The organism is Pseudomonas entomophila (genome assembly GCF_013523165.1).
Lineage (GTDB): Bacteria > Pseudomonadota > Gammaproteobacteria > Pseudomonadales > Pseudomonadaceae > Aquipseudomonas > Aquipseudomonas entomophila_A.
The window spans coordinates 1-14,344 of sequence record NZ_JAAMQI010000005.1 but is presented as its reverse complement, the minus strand read 5'-3'; the positions used below and the strand labels follow the sequence as shown (position 1 = coordinate 14,344).

11 protein-coding genes and 1 rRNA gene are annotated in these 14,344 nt (G+C 64.1%); 8 read left to right on the top strand and 4 right to left on the bottom strand.

All coding sequences use genetic code 11. The features are described 5' to 3' along the window. The first annotated feature begins 321 nt into the window (after positions 1-321). Positions 322-630, top strand: a complete 309-nt coding sequence (locus G7Z99_RS05145; RefSeq protein WP_181092513.1) for a DUF2288 domain-containing protein — start codon at positions 322-324, stop codon at positions 628-630. Positions 631-815: 185 nt separating this feature from the next. On the opposite strand, the gene rapA is transcribed toward G7Z99_RS05145, so the two are convergent. Then, positions 816-3,659, bottom strand: a complete 2,844-nt coding sequence (gene rapA, locus G7Z99_RS05140) for an RNA polymerase-associated protein RapA (protein WP_181092512.1) — start codon at positions 3,657-3,659, stop codon at positions 816-818. 114 nt (positions 3,660-3,773) lie between these two features. Between rapA and G7Z99_RS05135 the strand changes: the two genes are divergently transcribed. The 6 genes from G7Z99_RS05135 (at position 3,774) to G7Z99_RS05110 (ending at position 8,539) form a co-directional block, all read left to right on the top strand. Further along, positions 3,774-4,466 carry a M949_RS01915 family surface polysaccharide biosynthesis protein gene (locus G7Z99_RS05135; protein ID WP_181092511.1) on the top strand — a complete coding sequence of 231 codons (693 nt, stop codon included), beginning with the start codon at positions 3,774-3,776 and terminating at the stop codon, positions 4,464-4,466. 107 nt (positions 4,467-4,573) lie between these two features. Next, entirely contained in the window at positions 4,574-4,903 is a 330-nt protein-coding gene (locus G7Z99_RS05130; RefSeq protein WP_181092510.1) for an aspartate-semialdehyde dehydrogenase, read from the top strand. Positions 4,904-4,970: 67 nt separating this feature from the next. Beyond that, entirely contained in the window at positions 4,971-5,135 is a 165-nt protein-coding gene (locus G7Z99_RS05125) for a hypothetical protein (protein WP_181092509.1), read from the top strand. Positions 5,136-5,472: 337 nt separating this feature from the next. Beyond that, positions 5,473-7,461, top strand: coding sequence for an FUSC family protein (locus G7Z99_RS05120; protein ID WP_181092686.1), 1,989 nt, complete (start codon positions 5,473-5,475; stop codon positions 7,459-7,461). Then, entirely contained in the window at positions 7,448-7,654 is a 207-nt protein-coding gene (locus G7Z99_RS05115; protein WP_181092508.1) for a DUF1656 domain-containing protein, read from the top strand. Before G7Z99_RS05120 ends, G7Z99_RS05115 begins: the two co-directional genes overlap by 14 nt. 9 nt (positions 7,655-7,663) lie before the next feature. Next, positions 7,664-8,539, top strand: a complete 876-nt coding sequence (locus tag G7Z99_RS05110) for an efflux RND transporter periplasmic adaptor subunit (RefSeq protein WP_181092507.1) — start codon at positions 7,664-7,666, stop codon at positions 8,537-8,539. Here G7Z99_RS05110 and G7Z99_RS05105 read toward each other — a convergent pair. The 3 genes from G7Z99_RS05105 to G7Z99_RS05095 form a co-directional block, all read right to left on the bottom strand. Further along, entirely contained in the window at positions 8,512-9,768 is a 1,257-nt protein-coding gene (locus G7Z99_RS05105; RefSeq protein ID WP_181092506.1) for a GAF domain-containing sensor histidine kinase, read from the bottom strand. The two genes, G7Z99_RS05110 and G7Z99_RS05105, sit on opposite strands and share 28 nt — an antisense overlap. A gap of 165 nt (positions 9,769-9,933) precedes the next feature. Next, on the bottom strand, positions 9,934-11,010 hold the full coding sequence (locus G7Z99_RS05100) for a diguanylate cyclase (RefSeq protein ID WP_181092505.1): 1,077 nt from the start codon (positions 11,008-11,010) through the stop codon (positions 9,934-9,936). 369 nt (positions 11,011-11,379) lie between these two features. Further along, positions 11,380-12,297 carry a formate/nitrite transporter family protein gene (locus G7Z99_RS05095; protein ID WP_181092504.1) on the bottom strand — a complete coding sequence of 306 codons (918 nt, stop codon included), beginning with the start codon at positions 12,295-12,297 and terminating at the stop codon, positions 11,380-11,382. Between the two features lie 455 nt (positions 12,298-12,752). On the opposite strand from G7Z99_RS05095, the gene G7Z99_RS05090 reads away from it, so the two are divergent. Next, positions 12,753-14,289: ribosomal RNA gene (locus G7Z99_RS05090) — 16S ribosomal RNA — on the top strand. Positions 14,290-14,344 lie beyond the last annotated feature (55 nt).

Sequence of the window (14,344 nt, the reverse complement as noted above, 5' to 3'; positions counted from 1 at the left end):
GCGGCCAGGGCTACAGACCGGGCGGGACTGGCGTCATGGCCATGCCATCACACACGCCCACCTTCCCCCGGAACATGTCCCGGAACTGTACCGGTACAGTGTAGAGCGGGGTCCGTTCGCTTGAAAAGCCGCGGTTTGAAGGCTTGGCTCGAGGGTGTCGCCTGATCGACATGAACGTACATTAAAACGCCATTACCCACCGGATAACCCCTGCATCGCCCCGTAAAACCGCGCCAAAGCCGTTCGTCCGTATTTGAAACCAAGTTTTTCTGGGACAATCCGCCGCTTCGAAACAAACGGACCCCTGCCGGATACCTAGCCATGACTGATCGAACAAGCACCCTCTATGCCAAACTGCTGGGTGAGACCGCCACCATCGAATGGAAAGCGTTGGAGCGCTTCTGGGCCAAAGGTGACCTGATTTGGGTCGACCCCTCGCTGGACCTGATCGAAGTCGCAGCCGCCATGGCCGAAAACCACCACGCAGCATTCGCCGCCTGGCGGGAGGCCGGCACCGTCGGACCCCTGGCCGTAGAGCAGGCGCTGGATTTTCAGCAACGCGATCCTCAGCTGTGGGCCGTGGTCGTGTCGCCCTTCGTGCTGGTGCAGGACAACCAGGAACAGCGTTGAGCGCACACTATGGGTGCAGCCTGGGGCAGGCCGGCACCTTCAAGGTGCAGTGATCTGCCCCCTTAAGTGGCGCTCGGTAACAGTCGAGCCCTTGCAGCTCGAGGTCGGTAACAGGTGAGCGGGTGCTGGAGCGGGCGTCAGGCCCTGGAACCCCGGGCGGGTGTTCCAAGGCCTGACGATGCGGCCTAGCCTGCCACCAGGATGCGAATCGCCTCCAGGCGCAGCGCAGCCTTCTCCAGCATGGCCAGGCCATCGTCGCGCTGCTTGCCCAGCGTCTGGATCTCGCTGTCACGCACGCTCGGGTTGACGGCCTTCAAGGCGATCAGGCGTGCCAGTTCCTCGTCGGCCTCGTCACCCAGGCGACGGCGCGCTTCGGCGACACGGGCCTCATGACGGGGCAGCACCTTCTCCTCGCCGGCGGCGATGCGCTTGGACAGCACGTCCCGCTGGGCCTGGATGAACTTGTTGGCGCTGGCCCTGGGGACGCTTTCGAGCTGATCGTTGAGTGTCTCGAAGGCCACCCGCGGGCCCAGGTCGTTGCCATTGGCATCGAGCAGGCAACGCAACGCGGCAGGCGGCAGGTAACGGCCCAGCTGCAGGCTGCGCGGGGCGACCACTTCGCTGACGTAGAGCAGCTCGAGCAGGACGGTGCCGGGCTTGAGCGCCTTGTTCTTGATCAGCGCCACGGCCGTGTTGCCCATGGAGCCGGACAGCACCAGGTCCATGCCGCCCTGCACCATGGGGTGTTCCCAGGTGAGGAACTGCATGTCCTCGCGAGACAGCGCCTGGTCACGGTCGTAGGTGATGGTCACGCCTTCGTCGTCGCCCAGGGGGAAGCTGGCGTCGAGCATCTTCTCGCTGGGCCTGAGGATCAGCGCATTGTCGGAATGGTCCTCGCTGTCGATGCCGAACGCATCGAACAGGGTCTCCATGTAGATCGGCAGGGCGAACTGATCGTCCTGTTCGAGGATCGCCTCGACCAGGGCTTCGCCTTCGCCTGCGCCACCGGAGTTGAGTTCCAGCAGACGGTCACGGCCGCTGTGCAGCTCGGCCTCGAGCCGCTCGCGCTCACCACGGGCCTCCTCGATCAGCGCGTCCCACGCGCTGTCGTCGCCGCCGTGCAGCAGGTCGTGCAGGCGCTCGCCGAACTGGTGCTGCAAGGCGTTGCCGGTCGGGCAGGTGGCCAGGAAGGCATTCAGGGCCAGGTGGTACCACTGGAACAGCCGTGCTTGCGGGCTGTCGAGCAGGTACGGCACGTGCAGCTGGATCACCTGCTTCTGGCCGATCCGGTCAAGGCGGCCGATGCGCTGCTCGAGCAGGTCGGGGTGGGCCGGCAGGTCGAACATCACCAGGTGGTGGGCGAACTGGAAGTTGCGCCCTTCGCTGCCGATTTCCGAGCAGATCAGCACCTGGGCACCGAACTCTTCGTCGGCGAAGTAGGCAGCGGCGCGGTCACGCTCGAGAATGCTCATGCCCTCGTGGAACACGCTGGCAGGGATACCGGAGCGCACGCGCAAGGCGTCTTCCAGGTCCATGGCGGTTTCGGCGTGGGCGCAGATCACCAGGACCTTGGTGCGCTTGAGCTGCTTGAGGGTGTCGACCAGCCACTCGACCCGTGGGTCGAACCGCCACCAGCGCGCATCGTCGCTGGTCTCCGGCGCCTGGAAGGCCGCTTCCGGGTAGAGGCCGTCGCCAACCTGCTCGGGATGGTCACCGTAGGGCTCGGGCAGGGGGAGCGGATGGGCGTGCAGCTCGCGCTCGGGGAAGCCCTGGATGGCCGCACGGGTGTTGCGGAACAGGACCCGGCCGGTGCCGTGGCGGTCGAGCAGTTCGCGGATCAGGCGTGCGCTGGCCTGGCTGTCGCCGGCATTCACGGCCGCGAGCAAGGCATCGCCCTCGGCGCCGAGGAAGTCGTGGATGGTGGTCTGGGAAGCAGGCGACAGACGACCCTCGTCCAGCAGCTCCTGAACCGCTTCGGCCACCGGGCGGTAGTGCGCGCTTTCGGCACGGAAGGCGTGCAGGTCATGGAAGCGGTTGGGGTCCAGCAGACGCAGGCGGGCGAAGTGGCTGTCCTGCCCGAGCTGCTCGGGGGTCGCGGTCAGCAGCAGCACGCCTGGCGTGACTTCGGCCAGTTGCTCGACCAGCGCGTACTCGCGGCTGACCCGGTCCTCGTGCCATACCAGGTGGTGAGCCTCGTCGACCACCATCAGGTCCCAGCCCGCGGCGAACAGGGCGTCCTGCGCCTTTTCGTCCTCGGTCACCCACTCCAGCGCCACCAGGGCCAGCTGGGTGTCCTCGAAGGGGTTGCTGGCATCGCTTTCGATGAAGCGCTCGGCGTCGAACAGCGCGACCTGCAGGTTGAAGCGTCGGCGCATCTCCACCAACCACTGGTGCTGAAGGTTCTCCGGCACCAGGATCAGCACACGGTTGGCACGCCCGGACAGCAGCTGGCGATGGATCACCAGGCCAGCCTCGATGGTCTTGCCCAGGCCGACTTCATCGGCCAGCAGTACCCGAGGCGCGATCCGGTCGGCCACTTCGCGGGCGATGTGCAGCTGGTGGGCGATCGGTTGTGCCCGATAGCCGCCCAGGCCCCACAGCGGGGACTGCATCTGCCGGCTGATGTGCTCGAGGGTGTTGTAGCGCAGCGAGAACCAGGGCAGCGGGTCGATCTGGCCGGCGAACAGGCGGTCGCTGGCCAGGCGGAACTGGATGAAGTTCGACAGCTGGGTTTCGGGCAGGGTGCGCGGCTGGTTCTGTTGGTCCAGGCCGTGGTAGACCAGCAGGCCCTCGTGGTCCTCGACCTCGCGGACGGTCAGCTTCCAGCCTTCGAAGTGGGTGATCTGGTCGCCGGGGGAGAAGCGCACGCGGGTCAGCGGTGCGTTTCGCAGGGCGTACTGACGGGTCTCGCCGGTGGCCGGATAGAGCACGGTCAGCAGGCGACCGTCTTGCGCCAGAACGGTGCCTAGGCCTAGCTCGGCTTCGCTGTCGCTGATCCAGCGTTGCCCCGGTTGATACTGCTGCGCCATACTGCCTGACTCCCGCGATGAAAAGCCGACTATCTTAACGGATAGCCGATGCAGACCAAAGCCTCTGGCCACTTCATCGACGAATGCCATGCTGATCGAAAGGGTGATTTCGCCATGTCCGCTTCCCCCGCTGCGTTGCCCCTCGCACTCGCCTTGAGCGGCCTCGCGCTGCTGGCGGGGTGCGAACAGAAACGTTTCGACGTGCTCGAGCCGGTTCCGGTCGAACAACTGGAAGTGCTGGGCGTGCGAGCGCCGATCAAGAGCGTGCACTTTCGCGACATCGACGGCGAAGGGTTGCTGGTCCTGAGCCGAGTGGACGGGCAGGCCACCGATCCCGAAACCGAACAGGAAGTGGACAAGGTGGTGCTGCGCACGACCCTGTACGAGCGGCACGAGGGCGCAGGCTTCACGCCGCGCTGGCAGACCGAGCAGGAGACCACCTGCGCCGGGCTCGACCTGGACGTGGATTTCTACGGCGATGTCAGCGGCGTGAGCGACCTGGACGGCAACGGGCGCGCCGAAACGACCGTGGCCAGCCACGCATTCTGCGGCGGTGGCATCGACCCCCACGACATCACGCTCGAGATGCGCGAGGGCGAGGCCCGCTATACCCTCACCGGCGAGTCGCTGATCGTGCCGGCGGCCGAGGAACCCATCGGTGGTGAGCGGCACGACAGCGCTTCGTTCAAGACCGCCCCGGACGTGTTCCGAGCGCACCTGGACGAGGTCTGGCAGACCATCTACAAGCGGCCCTGGAGCGAGACCGGCAGCGTGTCCGACGAGCAGGACGACGGCGACCCCCGTTGAGCCGGCTCATCGGACCGTTTCGATTAGCGCTCGCGTCGGCGCGGCGCGCGGTGCACACTCAAGTGCACGGCTGACAGGCCGATACAGTGGTGAACAGGAGAGCCCTCATGCTGCCACCCATCATTCCGCTCAGCGCCGTGCCCGTCACGTCGCAGCTCGACCCACCCAGGCAGGCGCCGGCCATCGCGCCCGTGGTGGCCGTGCAGCCGGGCGCCGGCGACAGCACCATCGACCTGAAGAACCAGCGCGATCCCGATGAGCAGACCTACCTGCTGCGCGAAGAGCAACGTCAGCAGCAAGGGCGGCGCCAGCGTGAGCGGGAGGAACGCTACAGCGCCGTGCCGGGCGACGAACTCAATGCCGACAACACCGTGCCGGTCGTGCCGCTGACCGGAGACAGCCCGCGTCAAGGCCTGTTGGTGGACATCGAAATCTGAGCCGGGGCTGGTCAGCCCCGACACGCCGCTTCATCATGGGCACCTGTCCCGCCAGAACGACCATGCCATGAGCCAGGATAACCTCATCGACTTCGGTGCCGAGCGCGCCAAACGTGTCCATGACCTCAACGACAAGCGCCTGGACGACATGCGCCAGGCCTTCGAGCAGGCCATGCCCCTGGGTACGTCGAAGAAGAAGAAAAAGCCCAAGGGCAAGCCCCGCAAAGGTTGAATACCTGCCCTTGGCGCGGCGACGTCATCGCGACCATTGACCCTGATCAATGGCGCGCGCATACGGATCGATTACCTTGCACTCATCGGACGGCGACGGGTGCCCACCATGGCACCTTCGGCTCACGGGACAGGCTGTCGCCGATCCGGACTGTTTCACGCGCGCGCACCCACGGCAACCGTGCTGTCGATGCGCCCGGGTACAAGGGCACGCAAGGCATTTAGGGCAACTTCGGTTGCCCCTTTTTTTGCGTGCCGTTTTCATCGGCTGAAGATCGACCCTCTGCGCGATGCCGCTGTCTATGGATCATTCCCATGGACGTCCAGGGTTCCCCGCCGTGCCGATCACCTTGCAGGCGCTGTTCGCGCCCACCGCCACTGCCGTGAAGTTCGCGCTCAAGACCGTGCTCGGGGGCGGCCTGGCCTTGTGGTTGGCGATGCGCCTGGAGCTGGAGCAGCCGTCATGGGCCTTGATGACGGCCTTCGTGGTCGCGCAGCCGCTGTCCGGCATGGTGATCCAGAAAGGCCTGGCGCGGCTGGCCGGCACGGTGGCCGGGACCGGCATGGCGGTGCTGCTGATCGCCTTGTTCGCCCAGACGCCCTGGCTGTTCCTGCTGAGCCTGGCCACCTGGTTGGCGATCTGCACGGCCACCTCCACGCAGTTGCGCAGTGCCTGGGCCTATGCCTTCGTGCTGGCAGGCTACACGGCGGCGATCATTGCCTTGCCGGCCACCTCTAACCCGCTGCAAGTGTTCGATCAGGCGGTCGCGCGCTGCACCGAGATCAGCCTGGGCATCGTCTGCGCCACCTTGACCAGTGCGCTGCTCTGGCCCATGCATGTCGAACAGCAATTGGCCGACCAGGCGCGTCAGGCCTGGGACGCAGGATTGCGTGCAGCCAGCGCGGTGCTGGCAGGCGACGAGCAGGCGCGTCAGGGGTTGCTGGAAATCCTCGGGCGCATCGTGGCGATCGACACCCAGCGTGAGCATGCCGGTTTCGAAGGCTTGCGTGGGCGTCAGCGGGAGCGGGCCATCGGCGGTCTGAGCCAGCAGTTGATGGTGCTGCTGCGGGTGGCCCGCTCGGTGCGTCGCCAATGGCGGCAGCTCGACGAGCATGAAGCCGCGCGTCTGGCGCCGTGGCTGGACACGGTGCGTGACCACCTGGCGACGCCACAGGTGGCGGACCTGTCCTTGCTCGGGCAGCGTATCCGGGATGCGGCGCACGACGAGCAGGTCAGCGCCACCGAGCACTATTGCCTGGCGCGTCTGGCGCTGCTGCTGGACAAGGTCCTGGCCGCGCATCAGGCCCTGGTCGACGTGGAGGCGGGCAGGGCGCCCAAGGGCGTCGTCGAAGGCCTGGCGGCGCACCGCGATCCGCCGCTCGCCTTGCTGTTCGGTGCACGCAGCGCCTTGGCCTTCTTGACCATGTGCACGTTCTGGTTGGCCACGGCCTGGCCGTCGGCCATCGGTGGACTGGTACTGACCTGCGTGGTCTGCAGCCTGTTCGCCAGCCGCGAGAACGGCGCGCAGATCGGCTTGAGCTTCTTGCGCGGCATCGCCCTGGCCATTCCGAGCGCCTTTTTCGTCGGGCAGATCCTGCTGCCGCAGTGGAGCGGCTTCGCCCTGTTGTGTCTGGGCCTGGGCGTGCCCCTGTTTCTCGGCGCGTTATGCATGGCCAACCCGCGCACCGGGCCGACCGCCACGTCATTCTGCCTGCACTTCATCGTGCTGGTGGCGCCGCTCAACGCGATGCAGTTCAGCGTCGAAACCATGCTCAACAGCGCCTTGGCCATGTTGATGGGGGTGAGCGCCGCCGTGCTGGCCTTCAAGCTGGTAGTGCTGCGCCACCCCAACTGGCTGCGTCGCCGTCTGCGCGCGGCGACCCAGAGCGACCTGGTCAGGCTCACCCGGCGCGACCTGCGCAGCGCCGATGGCTGGTTCGGCGGGCGCATGGCCGATCGCCTGATGCTGCTGGCGCGGCACGCCCACGAGCTGCCTGACGTCGAGCGGCGTCGGTGGGACGACGGCTTGCATGGCCTGGATATCGGCGACGAGCTGGTGCACCTGCGCATGTGCCTGGCCATCGCCCAGGCGCCGTTGGCCGGGGCCGAGCAGCGATACCTGGAGCAGGTGCGCGATACTTTGGCCGCAGGCCCTGCCCCCGATCAGGCAGACCGCCTCGACGCGGCCAGCACGCAGCTGCTCGACGCGCTGCAGCGACAACCGTCGAGCGATGCCCTACGCCTGGCCGAAGGGGCCGTCATGCAGTTGCGCAGCAGTTGGGCCCGTTGGTGCCGTTGGCAGGAGGTCGAGGATGGAGTTGCGTGAATGGGCAGTGGGCGGGGTGTTGATCAGCCCCTTTCTGCTGGATGTGGTGCTGGCCCTGGTGGTGACCGGCGCGCTGCGTCTGCTGGTGCAGGCCACGGTAGTGGGGCGCTGGATCTGGCACGAAGCGTTGTTCGACACGGCGCTGTTCGTCTGTGTGTTGTCGTTGATCGTCCATCTGCCGAGTTATCGCTAAGGAGCCTGTATGCGTATGACCGCCCGTGTCCTGGTCACCGTGTGTGTCGTGATCGTCGCCCTGTTCGCCGGCTACCAGCTGTGGCAGTACTACATGCTCACCCCCTGGACCCGTGATGCACGGGTGCGCGCCGACGTGGTCGTGATAGCGCCGGACGTGTCGGGCTGGGTGAGCGAACTCAGAGTGCGGGACAACCAACCGGTCAAGGCCGGCGAGCTGTTGATGCGCATCGATCGGGAGCGCTTCCAGGCGGCGGTGGACAAGGCCAAGGCCGTGGTCGAGACGCGCGCGCAGCAAGCGCGCCTGCGCGAACGCGAAGCCGCTCGCCGGGTGGCGCTGGGCGCCGAGGCGATCAGTGCCGAGACCCGCGAGAACGCGCAGATCACTGCCGCCATCGCCCGCGGCGAACTGCACCAGGCCCAGGCGGACCTGGAGCTGGCGAAGATCAACCTGGCGCGCAGCGATGTGCGAGCGCCCAGGGCAGGGCACATCACCAACCTGCGCCTGGCACAGGGCAACTACGCCACGGCAGGGCAGTCGGTCATGGCGCTGGTGGACGATGCCACCTTCTATGTGCAGGCGTACTTCGAAGAAACCAAGCTGCCACGTGTGCACGAGGGCGACGCGGTGCAGGTGTGGCTGATGAGCGCAGGCGAGCCGATCCCCGGCCGTGTCGACAGCATCAGCCGGGGGATCAACGACCGCAACACGACGCCTGACGGCCAATTGCTGGCCGAGGTGGAGCCCACGTTCAACTGGGTGCGCCTGGCGCAGCGTATCCCGGTGCGCATTCGGCTCGAGCAGGTCCCGACGGGCACGGTGCTCAGCGCGGGCATGACCGCCAGCGTGCGGGTGCATCAGAGCGCCGAGCGTTCCGGACTGTGATGGTCCTCGGCATCGGTCGAGGAGGGAGTGTCGCTGGCCTGGGGCAGTGCCTGCGTCAGTGGCAGGGTGAAGGTGAATGCTGTTCCGGCTTCCTGGGTCGAGACGACACTCAGGCGCCCCCCATGGGCCATGGCGATCTGATTGGCGATGTAGAGCCCCAGGCCCAGACCTTGCCGGGGTTTGCCATCGACGGGGCTGGTGAACGGCTGGAATAGGTGTGCCAGGATGGCGGTCGGGATCGGTTCGCCCTGGTTGTGCACGCTCATGCGCAGCACCTCGTCCTCGACCTCGGCCTGAACGGTGATGGGGCCATCGCTCGCGCCATGGGTGAGGGCATTGGCGATCAGGTTGGACAGCAACTGCATGATCCGCTCCCGGTCACAGTGGACGCCGTGCAAGGTCTGCAGGCACAAGCGGATGTCCCGTTGTGGATGCACACTGTGCAGTTCCAGAGCGACATGCTCGATGGCCTTGTCCAGGTCCGGGCAGGGACGTATGTCCAGCACGATGCCGCCGCCCAGCCGCCCCCGGGCGAAGTCCAGCACATCACGTACCAGTTGTGAGGCGCGCTTGCCGCAGGTCTGGATATGGCGCGCGATGGTCACGTCGCGTGGCGTTTTCAGGCGTTGCGCCAACAGCTCGGCGCCTGCGCTGATGGCGAACAACGGGTTGCGCAGGTCGTGGCCCAGGACGGCGATGAAGTGTTCGCGCACGTCGGCCATGGCGCGTTCCTCGAGCAGGGCGTGTTCGGTGCGTTGCGCGCTCTCTTCGCTGGCGATCTGGATCGACAGCAACCGGGCGAAGGCCTCCATCATCGGTACGATGGCGCTACCGCGCAGGGCGGCGGGCCGTGCATCGAGCGCGCACAGGGTACCGAAGAAGCGTCCGTCGGCGCGGATGATCGGTACCGAAATGTAGCTTTCGAAGCCGTGCAGGCGCGGAGCTTGATGGCGGCAATAGCGGGTGTCTTCGCGGGCATGGTCGATCACGATGGTGCGACGGGTCGCCCGGATGTCATGGCACAGCGTCGTGGTCACGTCCAGCGCGTCACCCGGCTGGATGCCGACATGATGCAGGTCGAGTACGGCGCAGGCGGTCCAGCGGTCTTCGGTCACCCGCGCCACGGCCGCGAAGCGCAGGCCGGTCTGTTCGTGAATGACTTGCAGAATGGCGGGCACCGCCGTGATGCGCCCAAGCGTTGCGATGTCGGCTGCGATGTCGATGCTCATACCTTACCTGGCAGGTTGTCAGGACGGACTCCATGCCAGACATTCTAGTCGGCAGGCCGCTGCGCCGGGGCGCGAGGTCAGGTCGAATCGCAGGCATCGTGCGATGTATTGACGTGCATCACTGCGCGAAGGGGATTGCTCGAGCACCTCGACGGGTGGTCAGGGTCATCCTTCTGGATTGACCAGGCGCAGTTGTGGCGGCAGCGCGCGGGCGAAGACCTGGTCACGGCCTTGGCGCTTGGCGGTGTAGAGTGCCTTGTCGGCATTTTCCAGCCAGGCATCGGCACTGCCCAGATCGGCACGGAAGCTGGCCAGCCCGATGCTCAGGCTGATGCGCAGTTCAGGCAGCAAGGGGTCATGGTAGCTGGCGATGCGTTGCCGCACCCGGTCCATGATCTGGTAGGCCTGGGCTTCGGTGACGTCACGCAGCAACACGCAGAACTCGTCGCCGCCATAACGCCCGGCCCGGTCGGTCGGGCGCAGGTTGCCCTTGAGCTCCTGGCTCAGCGTGCGCAGTACGGTATCGCCCACGGCATGGCCGAAGGTGTCGTTGATCGGCTTGAAGTGGTCGACGTCGATCAGCGCGATGATGGCGTGTTCGCCCTTGGCCTGGCAGCGGTGGAACGCCACCTTCAGCAGGTTCTGCCAGGCGCCGTGGTTCAGCAGGCCGGTCAGGCTGTCCGTACGGCTCAGGATGCCCAGGCGCTGCTTGTGTTCGGACAGCGTGATGGCCAGGCGGTAGGACACCCAGCCAAGCGCCAGCGGGTAGAGCGTCAGCATCGGTAGGCAGGCATAGACCTGGTAGGGCGTGACGATGAGCTGCAGGTTCAGGCCGAAGCAAGCGACGCCCAGCGTCATGCCGATCAACTGCGTGAGCATGCCCTGGGCCACCAGGCGCTTGCCGCCCACGGCCACGTTGTTCATGGTCACCATCGACAGGATGGTCAGGCTGGGCAGAGGGTTGAACTGCATGCAGGCGATCCAGAAGCCGGTCATCAAGGAGTCGATCAGCAGGTTGCGTCGTTCGGCCCTGTAAGGCACGAGGGCACGTGACGCCCAGTAATAGGCGACGTGCGGCCAGACCAGCCCATTGAAGAGGACCAGTCCCCAGACCCAGTCGGGCAGTGTCAGCGTGGTGAACGCAGCCAGGACGGCGATCAGGCCAAGCACCTTGCCGACGATGCGTGGCCGGTAGATGCGCTTGACGAAAGAAAGACCACTGCCGGTCGTGTTGTCGATCATGATCGAGGTCAATCCCTGGGCGCTGTCGGGCGCGCGTTGCAGGCAAACGGTTTAAGGAGCACTTCTATAGGGAATCGCTTGACCTCGAGGCCAGGGCATGGCCGGTCCAATCACGCCGCATACCTAGAACAGGGCACGACGTTGCAGCGCTGTCGATGACGACGACCGCCCTCCAGCGAAAGAGGCGTTGCGTCATGCCCGCCTATGATAGCGGTACGCAGCGAGCAAGGAATGGGCTATTCGAAAAAATACGACGGCATGCCAGGGGATACCGATCGGCGGCCGGTCGAGGAGAGGAAAGAGGGGAGGGGAAGGGGGATTGCAAAGGTGCATGGGCAGCCGGGTCCGGCGACTGCCCATGCGTGAGCGTCATGGCTTGCGCGACGCGCCTTCGGTCGTATCACGGTTACGCTGGGTCCTGGGCGCCTCGGGTGTCTTGCCGTCACGCGAGGGTGGCTGCTCGCTGTCGCTGCGAACCTGCGCATGGCTGATCAGCGCGAAGATGAAGCTGCCGCCAATGATGTTGCCAGCCAGGGTCGGCAAGGCGAACTGCAGCCAGAAGTCGCTCCAGGTCTGCTCGCCAGCCCAGACCAGGTAGGAGACCTCGACCGAACCGACCACGATGTGGGTGAAGTCGCCCAGGGCCATCAGGTAGGTGATCAGCACGATGATCCAGATCTTGGCGTGCTCCATGGACGGGATCATCCAGACCATGGTGGCGATCATCCAGCCCGAGATGATGCCCTTGGCGAACATCTGGGCGATGTCGTTCTCCATGACCTTGCGGCCGATGTCGAGGAAGGCCGCGTCGGTCTTGGCGTCGAAGATCGGCAGCTCGAGCATGACCCAGGCCACCAGCAACGTGCCGGCCAGGTTGCCGACCAGCACCACGCCCCACAGCCTGAGCAGGCGTCCGAGGTTGCTGAAGGTCGGAGCGCTCATCAGGGGCAGCACGGCCGTGAGGGTGTTCTCGGTGAACAGCTGTTGGCGGGCGATGATGACGGCCAGAAACCCCGCGCTGTAGCCGAGGCTGGCGATCACATGACTGCTCTCGCCGTCTGGCAGGCGTGCCGAGAACAGGCCCATCGCCATGAACGAGAGCCCCATGCTCAGCCCTGCGGCCAGCGCCGACCACCAGAGGGCTGCGACGGGGCGCTCGAGCTCGTGGTCGCCCTGGGTGCGGATGATCTCGTGCAGCACGGCTGCACGCGGGGGTTGGTTGTGAGAGGCTTCCTGCTCTTCATCGGCCGAGAGGCCGGGGGTCTTTTCTTCGTGTTCATCGTTCATGGAGGGTTCGCTCTGCAGGTGGGCTGTAGGTACAGATCAGAGCGGCCTTGAATAGTTGCCTGGGCCCGACCCAGGGATTTGGAAATATTTTCAATGCAGTGGTTGACACTGTCTGTGAATGACGTATTATTCGCCTCCCGCAGCGATGCACTTGCAGCGGGGCAAGCGCAACATGAAGTGATCACGGTGTCGACAGACACCAGATCGAAAAAAACTTCAAAATAAACGCTTGACAGACAACGAGGACAGCGTAGAATGCGCGCCTCGGTTGAGACGAAAGCTTCTCAACCAACCGCTCTTTAACAACTTGAATCAAGCAATTCGTGTGGGTGCTTGTGAGTTTGGACTGATAGTCAGATAGATTATCAGCATCACAAGTGACACATGAGTAATCATAGTAGTCATTTGAGATTGCTGAGCCAAGTTTAGGGTTTCTTAAAAACCCAAGCAGTATTGAACTGAAGAGTTTGATCATGGCTCAGATTGAACGCTGGCGGCAGGCCTAACACATGCAAGTCGAGCGGATGACGGGAGCTTGCTCCTGGATTCAGCGGCGGACGGGTGAGTAATGCCTAGGAATCTGCCTGGTAGTGGGGGACAACGTTTCGAAAGGAACGCTAATACCGCATACGTCCTACGGGAGAAAGCAGGGGACCTTCGGGCCTTGCGCTATCAGATGAGCCTAGGTCGGATTAGCTAGTTGGTGAGGTAATGGCTCACCAAGGCGACGATCCGTAACTGGTCTGAGAGGATGATCAGTCACACTGGAACTGAGACACGGTCCAGACTCCTACGGGAGGCAGCAGTGGGGAATATTGGACAATGGGCGAAAGCCTGATCCAGCCATGCCGCGTGTGTGAAGAAGGTCTTCGGATTGTAAAGCACTTTAAGTTGGGAGGAAGGGTTGTAGATTAATACTCTGCAATTTTGACGTTACCGACAGAATAAGCACCGGCTAACTCTGTGCCAGCAGCCGCGGTAATACAGAGGGTGCAAGCGTTAATCGGAATTACTGGGCGTAAAGCGCGCGTAGGTGGTTTGTTAAGTTGGATGTGAAAGCCCCGGGCTCAACCTGGGAACTGCATCCAAAACTGGCAAGCTAGAGTACGGTAGAGGGTGGTGGAATTTCCTGTGTAGCGGTGAAATGCGTAGATATAGGAAGGAACACCAGTGGCGAAGGCGACCACCTGGACTGGTACTGACACTGAGGTGCGAAAGCGTGGGGAGCAAACAGGATTAGATACCCTGGTAGTCCACGCCGTAAACGATGTCAACTAGCCGTTGGAATCCTTGAGATTTTAGTGGCGCAGCTAACGCATTAAGTTGACCGCCTGGGGAGTACGGCCGCAAGGTTAAAACTCAAATGAATTGACGGGGGCCCGCACAAGCGGTGGAGCATGTGGTTTAATTCGAAGCAACGCGAAGAACCTTACCAGGCCTTGACATGCAGAGAACTTTCCAGAGATGGATTGGTGCCTTCGGGAACTCTGACACAGGTGCTGCATGGCTGTCGTCAGCTCGTGTCGTGAGATGTTGGGTTAAGTCCCGTAACGAGCGCAACCCTTGTCCTTAGTTACCAGCACGTTATGGTGGGCACTCTAAGGAGACTGCCGGTGACAAACCGGAGGAAGGTGGGGATGACGTCAAGTCATCATGGCCCTTACGGCCTGGGCTACACACGTGCTACAATGGTCGGTACAGAGGGTTGCCAAGCCGCGAGGTGGAGCTAATCTCACAAAACCGATCGTAGTCCGGATCGCAGTCTGCAACTCGACTGCGTGAAGTCGGAATCGCTAGTAATCGCGAATCAGAATGTCGCGGTGAATACGTTCCCGGGCCTTGTACACACCGCCCGTCACACCATGGGAGTGGGTTGCACCAGAAGTAGCTAGTCTAACCCTCGGGAGGACGGTTACCACGGTGTGATTCATGACTGGGGTGAAGTCGTAACAAGGTAGCCGTAGGGGAACCTGCGGCTGGATCACCTCCTTAATCGACGACATCAGCCAGCTGATGAGCTCCCACACGAATTGCTTGATTCATTGTA

Bases quoted from the DNA above. Each gene is read 5' to 3' on its own strand.
- G7Z99_RS05145 (WP_181092513.1), top strand. From the start codon at position 322: ATGACTGATCGAACAAGCACCCTCTATGCCAAACTGCTGGGTGAGACC.
- rapA (WP_181092512.1), bottom strand. From the start codon at position 3,659: ATGGCGCAGCAGTATCAACCGGGGCAACGCTGGATCAGCGACAGCGAA.
- G7Z99_RS05135 (WP_181092511.1), top strand. From the start codon at position 3,774: ATGTCCGCTTCCCCCGCTGCGTTGCCCCTCGCACTCGCCTTGAGCGGC.
- G7Z99_RS05130 (WP_181092510.1), top strand. From the start codon at position 4,574: ATGCTGCCACCCATCATTCCGCTCAGCGCCGTGCCCGTCACGTCGCAG.
- G7Z99_RS05125 (WP_181092509.1), top strand. From the start codon at position 4,971: ATGAGCCAGGATAACCTCATCGACTTCGGTGCCGAGCGCGCCAAACGT.
- G7Z99_RS05115 (WP_181092508.1), top strand. From the start codon at position 7,448: ATGGAGTTGCGTGAATGGGCAGTGGGCGGGGTGTTGATCAGCCCCTTT.
- G7Z99_RS05110 (WP_181092507.1), top strand. From the start codon at position 7,664: ATGCGTATGACCGCCCGTGTCCTGGTCACCGTGTGTGTCGTGATCGTC.
- G7Z99_RS05105 (WP_181092506.1), bottom strand. From the start codon at position 9,768: ATGAGCATCGACATCGCAGCCGACATCGCAACGCTTGGGCGCATCACG.
- G7Z99_RS05100 (WP_181092505.1), bottom strand. From the start codon at position 11,010: ATGATCGACAACACGACCGGCAGTGGTCTTTCTTTCGTCAAGCGCATC.
- G7Z99_RS05095 (WP_181092504.1), bottom strand. From the start codon at position 12,297: ATGAACGATGAACACGAAGAAAAGACCCCCGGCCTCTCGGCCGATGAA.